7 protein-coding genes are annotated in these 11,111 nt (G+C 50.6%); 3 read left to right on the forward strand and 4 right to left on the reverse strand.

Annotation, left to right across the window (positions count from 1 at the left end):
* Nucleotides 1-171 precede the first annotated feature (171 nt).
* A complete protein-coding gene (locus tag RIC19_RS09205) occupies nucleotides 172-1,083 on the forward strand; it encodes an Rpn family recombination-promoting nuclease/putative transposase (protein WP_350178018.1) in 912 nt (303 codons plus the stop codon).
* A gap of 147 nt (nucleotides 1,084-1,230) precedes the next feature.
* Here the strand turns inward: RIC19_RS09205 and RIC19_RS09210 are convergent, their stop codons facing one another.
* The 3 genes from RIC19_RS09210 to RIC19_RS09220 are packed head-to-tail and all read right to left on the reverse strand — an operon-like array spanning nucleotide 1,231 to nucleotide 4,683.
* The gene (locus RIC19_RS09210; RefSeq protein WP_350178013.1) at nucleotides 1,231-1,689 is read right to left on the reverse strand and encodes a GNAT family N-acetyltransferase; all 459 of its coding nucleotides are present in this window, start codon (nucleotides 1,687-1,689) and stop codon (nucleotides 1,231-1,233) included.
* A 17-nt stretch (nucleotides 1,690-1,706) separates the two neighbouring features.
* On the reverse strand, nucleotides 1,707-2,072 hold the full coding sequence (locus tag RIC19_RS09215) for a diacylglycerol kinase family protein (protein ID WP_350178014.1): 366 nt from the start codon (nucleotides 2,070-2,072) through the stop codon (nucleotides 1,707-1,709).
* A 1-nt stretch (nucleotide 2,073) separates the two neighbouring features.
* Nucleotides 2,074-4,683 carry a lamin tail domain-containing protein gene (locus RIC19_RS09220; protein ID WP_350178015.1) on the reverse strand — a complete coding sequence of 870 codons (2,610 nt, stop codon included), beginning with the start codon at nucleotides 4,681-4,683 and terminating at the stop codon, nucleotides 2,074-2,076.
* A gap of 181 nt (nucleotides 4,684-4,864) precedes the next feature.
* Here RIC19_RS09220 and RIC19_RS09225 point away from each other — a divergent pair, with 181 nt between their 5' ends.
* Together RIC19_RS09225 and RIC19_RS09230 are read left to right on the forward strand one after the other, a co-directional pair.
* Complete coding sequence (locus RIC19_RS09225) at nucleotides 4,865-5,869, forward strand: aspartate-semialdehyde dehydrogenase (protein WP_350178016.1); 1,005 nt, start codon at nucleotides 4,865-4,867, stop codon at nucleotides 5,867-5,869.
* 97 nt (nucleotides 5,870-5,966) lie between these two features.
* Nucleotides 5,967-7,382: a coiled-coil domain-containing protein gene (locus RIC19_RS09230; RefSeq protein WP_350178017.1), complete on the forward strand. Its 1,416-nt coding sequence runs from the start codon at nucleotides 5,967-5,969 to the stop codon at nucleotides 7,380-7,382.
* Between the two features lie 1,262 nt (nucleotides 7,383-8,644).
* Here RIC19_RS09230 and RIC19_RS09235 read toward each other — a convergent pair.
* Nucleotides 8,645-10,930, reverse strand: a complete 2,286-nt coding sequence (locus RIC19_RS09235) for a helix-turn-helix domain-containing protein (protein WP_350178019.1) — start codon at nucleotides 10,928-10,930, stop codon at nucleotides 8,645-8,647.
* Nucleotides 10,931-11,111: the final 181 nt, after the last annotated feature.

Genomic DNA, 11,111 nt, shown 5'->3' on the forward strand with positions numbered 1-11,111 from the left:
AGAGCGTGTTGGGACTTTAGTAATCGGCCTGCAAACTACACTTTTTTGCTTATACTTCGTCCCGAAAATCCTCATTTAGCTAAGGCTAAACTCCGGTTTTCGTGCCTCGTCTAACCAAAAAAATGTTAGTTTTCGACTAGAAGACAAAAGTCCCAACACGCTCTTACAAGCCTGAAGCTGGAAAACAGTGTCAGCCTGCGCCCCAACCTGAAGCGGTTCGAGGCGGACGTCATTTACCGTTGCCGGTTTCTGGGAGAAGCAGATGACCACTTCTATTTCTGTTTGCTATTTGAGCATAAGTCCAAGCCCGATAAGTACGTTGCCGTGCAGGTTGGGCTGTACATCATGGAACTCCTGTCCAGCATGTTGAAGAAACAGGGCCGGGAACCGGAGCCTGTGCTGCCCCTCATTTTTTATAACGGCAAGGAGAAATGGATGCCGCAAACGCTGGGCGAGCTGTTTCAGGGGCATCCGCATTACGCTGTTTTGGAACCCTACATCCCTGATTTCCGTTTTATATTTCAGGATGCTACGCGCCTTAGCCCGGAAGCGCTGTTGCAGCTTGACCTAAGCTACTTCCGCAGCGTACTGATGTCAATGGCTTTCCGGCATCGGCAGCACTTGATATTCAAGTACCTTCAGCTTATCTTTGAAGGGACGGAGGGGAAAGAAAAGATTACTGCATTGACGACCTACATCCTAGGGGTGGCAGAGCGTTCGGAAGCAGAATTCCTAAGGCAAATTAAGGACACAACATTCACGATAAAGCCAGAAGTCATGAGTACGTTGGAGCAAATTTTGGAAAGAGGGCGGAAGGAAGGCATGGACAAAGGCATGTACAAAAAGAGTATTTTCAACCTGCTAAAAACAGCCATACGCTTCCCGGACTGGGCCGCTGCGGAATTGTCTGACTTTACCGAGCTGGAGCTTCCTACCGTAAAGGCTTTTCTCGAAGTCGTAGCTCAAAAAGACAAAGCCATGCTCCAAAGGTACATACAGGAAGAACTACTCGCTGATATCCCGCTCAGCCCGAAAGAGGAAACCAAGCTGAGCACGCTGGCGGAGCAGCTGACCGGCGCTTAGCGCTGCTCAGCCTTACGCCCCCTGTCGTGATTGAAGGTTATGTAATAGACTTGATGTGTTGCGTCAGTAAAGTGGGGGAAATAACCTACTCTAAACCTGTAGTTATTCCTAAGGCATCAACTCTCTCGAAGCCTGCTCCATAACGGGCTATACTAATACCATCCCAATATGTGGAATATCATCCTCCAGGTATTCCGCACCCACCTGTTTAAATCCAAAAGACTCATAAAAGCGGGTGAGGTAAACCTGTGCGGAAATCTTAATGGATACATCCCCGTAAAGACGCCTGCACCAATCAATGCTTTCCCGCATCAGTTGTTTGCCGGCACCGGTACGGCGGGCAGCAGGTGAAGTAACGACCCGCCCGATGGAGGCGTAGTCCGGGTAGGAAATGCCCGGGGGCAGTAAGCGGGCGTAGGCGATTAGCACTCCCTTGTCATCATACCCTAGTAAATGATGTCCACCGGAGTCCTTGCCGTCTGCATCAAGATAGGGGCAATCTTGCTCCACTACGAAGACCTCTTGCCGCAGCGCCATGCTATCGTAAAGTTCCTGTAGGGATAGTTTGTCAAAGGGGAGGCAATTGAAATGAAGCGGGTTTGTCATATTTCTGAATCCGTCATTTAAGGATAAAAAAGGGCTATCACATGCGGGCCAAAGATAATCACCCCAATGATAGCTGCACAAATGGCACAGACCATTACGCCACCAGCGGCAACATCCTTGACCCTGCCCGCCAGCGGATGGTAATCCGGGGAGACTAAATCGGTCAGTTCTTCAATAGCGGTGTTCAGCCCTTCGGCACCAAGCACGAGGGCAACGGCTACGAATGCCAGGCACCACTCCGTTGCAGTGAGCCCCACGTAAGCACCAAAGCTTACGGCAATGGCTGTGATCACCAGATGGATCTGGGCGTTTTGCTGAGTACGTATGGTATACCACAGCCCGCGGAATGCATCTCTGAAGCTCTTAATTCGCCCTGTCCACATTTTAGTCTAATTGTCCGGCAAGCACAACTGCGCGCTTGTCTTTCTCTACAGCGCCATCGGGCCTGAAAAGTTCAAAATACAGAATATAAATGCCGATCCGGGCCGGACTGCCATCGGCAGCGATGCCATCCCATTTTAAAGAACCGGTGGTTTGAAGGGTTTCGTTGTTGACCAGGCGCAGGATTTCCCGCCCCTGCGCATCAAAAATCCAAACATTGGCAGTATAGCCCGGCTGATCGGTAGTGTAATCAATTAGCAGGACATCTTCAAAGCCGTCCTCATCAGGAGAAAACCGGGCGCGGGGAATACTGATGATCTCATCAAACACCCCTTCGCGCTCAAAAAACTGGGAATTGGGCCCGGTGGGGGTGGCAAACCCCGCGGTAGAAGCAGCGGAGTGCCAGTTGCCAGCATCCTGCGTGCCGGCCATAGGGGAAATGCGCTCCAGACTGACCCCGTTTTCGTCATCCAAAAGGGGATAGTGCTGATCTTCTGAGTAGTCGAAGGCATCGAGGGTTATGCCGTTGAGCACCAGCGTGAGGTTGCCTTCGTCATTGTCTAAAGCGGGCAGGTCGTTTTCCAGCAACCGGTTGGGAGCAGGGACCGTATAGCGAGCGAGGATATCGGCAGGGTCTTCCGTGAAAACGAGGTAGTCGCCGGGAAAAATGAGCAGGTTATCGTCGACGGAGCTTTGTATAGCTCCACTCATTTTGAGGCGGTTGAGCAACTGCAGCCCCAAAAGGTCAATGATTTTATTGCTTTGATTGTAGAGTTCGATGAAGTCGGAGCCACCACTTTCCGGATTAAACAGTATTTCGTTGATGATGATGTCCTGTGGTTCGGCAATTTGTGGTAGCCCAATGGCAAAGGACTGTTCGGGCAGTGCGTTGCCAATACAATCTGTAATTGTTGCGGCGAGGCTTAAGGTGTAGGCAAGGTCGGCAGAGAGTTCGTCATTCAGCACAAGAAGGGCGGTTTGTCCGCCGGGCTGCAGCAGTACATCAAGGACTGTGATATCCGGGCTCAGGGTATAGGCTCCGGGGTTCGATACGGTGGCTGCGTCCATAATTTCACTAAACTCTATGCGGATTTCCATACTGCTCTCCGGCACCACTTTGATGACCGAAGGGGGCGTGGTGTCAAGGGTTGCACCAAGCAGGCTGTTTTCAAGGCCCGGTGTGCCGCCGGTGGTGCTTTGGGACGCCCGCCAGTTGCCCGGGCAATTATAGGGGCCTTCCAAACGGATGAGTTCGAGGCTGTAGCCGCCATCTGCCCGTGCATTATCCTGATACCAGGCATCAGTATAGGTGATTTCGAATAGAGAGTTTCCATCCTGATCCAGCACCGTTGCCACATCCCCTCCATTGGATAGAGCAGGAAAGTCACTGACGCCTACAGCGGGGCCGATTTCGGCGAAAGCCGGCACAAAAGCGGCATCACAAACCACAACATATTGACCAGGCAGCAAAAAGGCCGCAGATAAGGGCTCGGGAGTGCTGCCCGAGGCAATCTGTAGAGTACTCAGGTCAATTACTTTATCGCTGGCATTGTAAAGCTCCAGGTATTCTGCTTCCGGCAGGGCGACTGATGGGGTAGGGTCCGGCATCAATTCGGTAATGATGAGGTCGCCGGGAAGGGCGGGCTGAATGTCGAAGTAGGTGAAGTCGGACTGCAGGCTACCCGCCGTGTTCCCCGCTTCGTCCTGAATATTGTTTGCGGTCAGGGTATAGGATGCTGTATTTTGCAAAGCGGTGCCCAGGGAAAGCAAGACCCGGGTGGGGTCTGCCTGTAGCTCTGCCGAAGCTGGCGTGCCAATGCCGTTACTGATGCTGAAATTAGCGGCTTCGTTAGCGATTTGTGCATCGAGCGGCTCGCTAAATCGGGCTTCTATTTGAAACGCCGTGTTTGGGGTGACGTTCAACAGGGTAGGAGGAGAGGTATCGGCAAAAAGCGGGTCTACAAGCACCTCATCCAGAAAGAACAGCTCGGCACGGGTGCTCGTGTAGGTACAAACCCAGCCAAAAAAGCTGCCGGTAGGGTAGGTCAGGTCTGTTGCTGTGCCTTCCAGTGTGAAGTCGCTGCCCCCGCTGTAGTCGGTCTCTAAAGTCCATTCCCCTTCCACAGAGCGGGCCACCCTCACTCTTGCAAGCGCAGGGTCGTTCCCTACACTACCGGCAGCTCCACTGATGAGCAGGGTGGAAGTTGCCCCATCCTGCCGGTAGAGCTCCACGGCGTCGTCGCTGCCCGAAATGCCACCAATCCGTACATAATAACCATTGAGTGCGCTCTTGAGGTCGGGTGAGGATGCCGACAAGTAGATGCGCGCGTAATTGCTGGAAGAGGGCGAAAATTCGGTGCGGACGAAGAAGGTCCATACCGTAGCGGCGTCTGCCGAAGTGGGGGCAGCCACGTACAGTGCCGATTCGTTATTGCTGCCGGGGTCTGTATCCAGTAGCTGGAGCTCGCCGGCAGTCACCGTAAAGCGGTCTGCATCGCCCAGCCATTCAGGGTTGGAGGAGAAGTCGCCGTCCGAAAAGTCATCCTGTAGTTGGGCCTGCAGGGGAAGGGCGAATAGCGTGAGTAACAAGGATAGGTAATAGAGTGCTTTCATGGCCTCAAAAATAGCGAATTCAGCAGAGGTAATGAAGGCAAGGGCTCTAACATCCTTATTTTTTAACGACTAGGCCCTGAAAACCTTTTGCTAATTACAACGGGGGCTTATCTTTGCGCACCATTATGGATTGAAGTGGTATGGCGGTTGCCGTCATACAAACGAAGAAAAGATTGCAACTATGAAAGTCGCTGTTGTTGGTGTTACCGGCCTGGTAGGCACGGTAGTGTGCCGGGTACTGGAAGAACGAAACCTGCCGATCTCTGAATTCTTACCGGTTGCTTCTGCCCGTTCGGTGGGCAAGCTGGTGAGGTTTAAAGAAGCGGAGCATAAGGTTATAAGCATGGAAGATGCGATTGCTGCACGTCCGGATATTGCTATTTTCTCTGCCGGAGGGGGGACCTCCCTGGAGTTCGCTCCGAAATTTGCGGAAGTTGGCACTATTGTCATTGACAACTCCTCAGCCTGGCGTATGGACCCGGACAAAAAGCTGGTGGTACCGGAAATCAATGCCAAAGACCTCACGGCTGACGACAAAATCATTGCCAACCCGAATTGTTCAACCATCCAAATGGTGCTGGCACTGGCACCTTTGCACGAAGCTTTTGGGATCAGGCGGGTAGTGGTTTCCACCTATCAGTCCTTTACCGGAACGGGCATGCAGGCGGTGAAGCAGTATCAGCTGGAGAAGAAAGGCTTTGAGCCGAAGGCGGAGGAAATGGCTTATCCGCATCCGATTTTCGAAAACTGCCTGCCGCACTGCGATGTTTTCCTTGACAATGACTATACTAAGGAAGAAATGAAGCTGGTGAATGAAACCCGGAAAATCCTCAATGCCCCGCAAATCGGTTTGACGGCAACGGCTGTCCGTGTGCCGGTCAACGGAGGGCACTCGGAGGCGGTGAATGTGGAGTTCGAAAAGCCTTTTGAAATAGATCAGGTCATTGAGCTGCTCAGTAGCACGCCGGGTATTAAGGTGTTAAACGATAACGCCACCAATAATTACCCTATGCCTAAATTTGCCAAGGATAAAGATGAGGTATTTGTGGGCCGCATCCGTAGAGACGAGTCCATCACCAATGGGCTGAACCTGTGGATTGTAGCAGACAACCTCCGAAAAGGAGCGGCTACAAATGCCGTTCAGATTGCTGAGTACCTGCTTGCCAGACAGCTTGCGAAGGCCTGATATCTGGAAAAGCGGGGCATTTTCTTAATTTTGCAAACAAGAACAACGTTGGGCTATGGTGCCCGGCAAGAATATTAGACTTACTACTACGAAGATTATGAAGACAAAGCTTGTACTCTGGGGGACGAATGCACAGGACGAACGCATACTAGTGGCAGTAGAATTGCTGGCCGATGACAATCTGGTGAAAATCTACTCTTTTCCGGAAGCTGTAGCCACGGATGAATTCTATCAGAAGATGATGGATGAATGGCGTAGCAACAAAGAAGTTGAATTTCCGGAAGCCCATATGGTAACGGAACGCGGCTTGAACGTCTCGGACGCCCTGTTGCCGGAAAGCATTAAAGTAGAACGCAGCGATTTGATTACCCGTGCGCAGACCGAATGGCAGTTCATCGTGCTTTCCTCTAAACTGAGCGAGGCTTACAAGTCAGAGCTCGAAGACCTGCGCGACCGGGTCAGCCGCCTGGATGGCTTTGACAAGCAAGTCTGGGAAGAACTCAAAGCCTTCTGGGATAAGGTACAGGAACAAGTACAGGACCGCAATTTGTTCCGGGACCATGCCGATCAGTTGCGTGACCGGACCAATGAGCTGTTTGGGGAATTGAAAGACCTGCGCAGCAAAATGGATCAGGAGTTCAAAGCTAAGTCAAAGGAGAACTATGAGCAATTCGTGACGATGCTCAGTGAGTTGGAGGCAAAGGTCAAGGAGAACAAGCGGCTTCAGTCTGTTTTCGATGAGCTAAAAAAAGTACAGCGCCAATTCAAAAATACCAAATTCACCCGCGAGGACCGCAACAAGGTTTGGAAGCAGCTGGATGGCATGTTTAAGGAGGTGAAAGAAAAACGTTTCGGTGAATCTGCAGGAGAAGATCATTCTCCCCTGGAGCGCCTGAAGAAACGCTACGACGGCTTGCTTGGAGCTATCGGCCGTATGTCCAAATCCATTAAGCGGGATAAAGACGAGCTCACTTTCCAGCAGCGGAAGATTGATACGACGGACGGGCAGCTCGAAGCCCAAATCCGAACTGCCAAAATCAAAATGGTGGAAGAGCGGATCAACTCCAAGACGGTGAAGCTGGACGATATGGAGAAAACCAAAGCCGACCTGGAGCGGCGTATGAAAGTCCTGGAGCAGAAAGAGGCGAAGCGCAAAGAGGCGCAAGAGGTGAAAGAGGCGCAGAAAGAGGTGGAAGCAAAGATCAAGCAAAAGATTGAGGAGGAAGCCCAGGCCCGGAAAGATGAAGCCGATAAACTTAAAGATGCTGCTGAAGCTATACAGGAAGGAAAGGCTAAAACCAAAGCCCCGAAGAAGGATAGCCCGAAGCAGGATAGCCCGAAGCAGGATGATACCGTTGGGGAGGCTTTGTCTGCGACCCTTGGTGAATCTCTGGAGGATGTAATGGACACAATCAAAGCTGTAGCTATGGTGGTGTCTGATAAGATCAGTGAAGCTGTTGAAGACTTGCAGCAGGAGCAGGACGAGGGGGAGGATAAAACAGGCGCAGCTTAAGCTTCTTAATCGCTCGTCGCTAAATATACGTTGAGAAGGCCCAATGGTGATTGCTGTTGGGCCTTCTCCAGTTTATGAGCGGATCGGTATGGAGGCTTCTCTGTGAATCTGGCTGTTGTAAATGACGGAAGCGGAGCTTAGAGTGTGTTGGGACTTTATACTGCCCCCGGGCACAATAAGAGCGTGTTGGGACTTTAGTAATCGGCCTGTCCCGGTGCACCGGGACACTTTCCTGCCTGTGTCTCGTCGCCTGTGGGCTTTGGCCACCGGAGACCGAAGTGTTCGACACGCAGGCAGGTTTGCTTATACTTCGTCCCGAAAATCCTTCCCGCAAACTTCGGGACGGGCTATCTAGCTCAGGCTAAACTCCGGTTTTCGTACCTCGTCTAACCAAAAAGTTGTTAGTTTCAACTAGAAGACCAAAGTCCCAACACGCTCTTTATTACAGGATTCTTTTTGGGTTTGTTGAGCGCAATGCTCCTTTGATTTGTTGAAAATCAGGGCAATTTAGTAGGAAATCTACCAATATAAAAGGGTGTTATTTTCACAATAGATAGAATGAGGGGCTTTTATTTTTCTTTTTTTAAGGGTTAAGCGATCTATATTTTTTTCACAAAAGCCCGAATCTGTCTTTGTCTTAGGGTGCAGAAGTCCTCATATTTGTAATGTGATCGAAAGGAATTAGAGGAGAACGCAAAGAAAAGTTAATTGAAATATGTTCATGGGATTATAATTTAGTGAAGTGCTGTCCCGGTGGTTTTTGGAAATCGCTGGGACGCACGACTCACTGTGAGAACACCCAAAATAATCCCAGTCAAAATAAAAAAAAATGGCGAACAAAAGTGTTCGCCACATTCTAAATTGTGTTCATGGGATTATGGTCGTCTTGTTGAGATTACGATTTGTTGTGTAGTTTATACTCTCACTTGTGCGACGAAGATAAAGCAAAACTTCCGTTTCTTCCAAGTAGTGCATAGTGTTTTTATGCATTGCGCTGATCAATCTATGTCGAATTTTAGATAGTGGATTGATTTTCAAGGGGGTTAGACAAAAGATTATTTTTTGGATATGTTCATGGGATTATAAGTGAAAATCGCGTTCCAAAGTATGGAGCGCGATTTTTTTTGTTGATGAGCCAGGCAAAAGCAGGATGGAGTTTTTCTGTGCCAATACCCGCTATCCAACCCCATCCGAAAGAATAGGTATTGGATGAAACGCAATTATTTAGGGTTTTCTGATGATCAGCCCCTGCGGGCACGCTGTTATTTCGGATTAGTCGTACCAGTTTGAGCATCCAATACCTCCCCGGCCACATTATTCATTTTCGCACCCCTGTCAGCTGGCATTTGATCTAAATGGTTGGTATCAGGTGAATGTGCCAATGCCATTTTCAATGCTCCATAGGAGTAGGCCTCATCGAAGTGGGTATGTAGTGCTTTCAGTTTCACCTCCCCCATAGAATAAGCCTGCGCTTTGATAGCCGCTATTGCTTCAGGCTGCAAAAATGCGTCAGCGCTCAGTAACCCCTGCTCGATAAAATGAGTGAGATGGCCTTCAATGGTAGAAGGAGTCAGGCTCCTGGCCTCCGCGATCTCTTCGATGGTCTTACCGCTGCGGTAGAGCTTTAGGGTTTCTTCCCGGGTATTTGTACTTGCTGCTTTCTTTTTAGGCCTTGGAGCCGGGGCAGGCCGCAACGGCGGGGCGACCCCCTTTTCCGTACAGTATTCCTGCACCATTTTTAGTAAAACCTCACCAAACTGTTCAAAGCGCTTGTTGCCAATACCATAGCTTTTCTTTAGTAAGCCTGGGGTGTTTGGCAAAGACGCTGCGATATGCAACAGGGCCTGATTGGGCAAAATACGGTAAAGGGGCAGAGATTGTGCCGCTCCTTCTGCCCGTCGCCAGGCTATCAGGCGTTGGAATAACTCCGGGTGCGCTACCGTCTCCGGGCTAAGCTGGAAATTAGAAGAAGCGGCCGTTTTAGCTTGCTCTTGCTTGAAATCCAGTTCTGCGTCTGTTTTAGCCTGCAGTAGACGAGTAGGGGAGAAGCCGGATTCCGTTTGCTGCAGCCCTTTTCGTTTTACAAAGGCTTCCTCTTTAAGCTGTTCGAGGGCTTCCTGTATCTGTTCTGCTATTTTTTGGTTGTCGGTTTCCACTTGCAGTTTCCCCAAGGGTTCAATAACTTCAGACTTAAGCTGTCCGGCAAACCATTGCGCAGCCTGCTTCGCCCGGTCTTGGAGGGCCTCATTTTCTGCGGGCATCCCCCCTTGTTGAAAGTAACTTTGCAACTGTACCTGAAAACGCCCGGCCACCGGGTAAAGCTTCTTTTCCGCAAAATCCCAAATCATTTGAAAAGGCTGTACGGCTCCTGGCAACAACTGATGCTCATGCTCAAGTAGCGCCCTTCTTAACTGCTGCATGCGTTTATTTAAACCCCGGAAATCAAATAAATCTTGCAGCATTGACTGCTGAAAAGCAATTTTGGATGCTAAAAGCTGTGCCTCGTCCGGGGCATTGCGCTCCGCCTCGTCTGAAAAACGCTGCACCTTAGCATCCGTCCGCACACTCGACAGCTTGATGCGCGACCGCAAAACAATGCCTTCAAAAGTCTTACATCGGCTCAGGGCTACGTACACCTGCCCGTGGGCAAAAGCCGATTGTGCATCGAGTATCACCCGCTCAAAGGTCAGCCCCTGACTCTTGTGGATCGTGATCGCCCAAGCCAGGCGCAAAGGGTATTGCGTGAATGTACCGACCACATCTTCTTCCACTTCCTTGGCCTGCTCATTGAGTTTGTACTTCCGGTTCTGCCATTCTTCCCTACTCACGGTAATGCTACGTTCATCTCCCGGGCATTGCACGGTGACCCCCTTCTCTTCGTCTATGGCTGTGACCTTGCCAATCTTACCGTTGTAGTAACGGCGGTCAGCACTGTTGTCGTTCTTAATGAACATCACCTGCGCTCCTACCTTCAGCCGCAGGTCTTCATTCGCAGGGAAAGCGTGCGCCGGGAAATCCCCCTTGATTTCTGCCTCATAGCGGAACTCCTTTCCCGGCAGTGCTGCCAATTGTTCGGCATTGATATTTTGGGCACTGTAATTGTGGGTCGTCAGGGTGATGTAGGCGTCCCTGTCCGGTAATTGGTCAACAGGCTGATACCGGCTATTGAGTTTCCGGAGCACATCCTCATCTATTTCGTTATTACGGACCTTATTGAGTAGGTGGATAAAGGTTTCGTCAGACTGCCGGTAGATATGCTTTAATTGTACTGTAATGGGCGACGTTTGCTGCAAAGCCTTGCTGCTGAAGAAGAAGGGCGTGTCATAATAGGTCCGTAACATATCCCAATCCTGATCCTTCACCACCGGCGGTAGCTGGTGCAAGTCGCCAATCATCAGCAGCTGTACGCCTCCAAAAGGTTTGTAAGGTGTCCGGTAGCGGCGCAGGACTTCGTCAATACCGTCGAGCACATCCGCCCGCACCATACTGATTTCGTCGATGATGAGCAGGTCGATGGCGCGGAGCAGCCTCGCTTTCTTTCGGCTCAGGCGGCGGTACTGCCCGTTGTCCCGCTTATTGCCGCATAGGCGTCAACCGTTTTTTAATTTGGAGATTAAATCGCCATGATTCTTCCTTCGCCTGACTTCATAGGCGCAGTTCCGCTCAATATGTGCGACCCATATATCTTCGGTTAATTGCTGCAGGTTTTGCAAAGGGTTTGCTGCCAAG

The organism is Phaeodactylibacter sp. (assembly GCF_040219495.1).
Taxonomy (GTDB): Bacteria; Bacteroidota; Bacteroidia; order Chitinophagales; family Saprospiraceae; genus Phaeodactylibacter.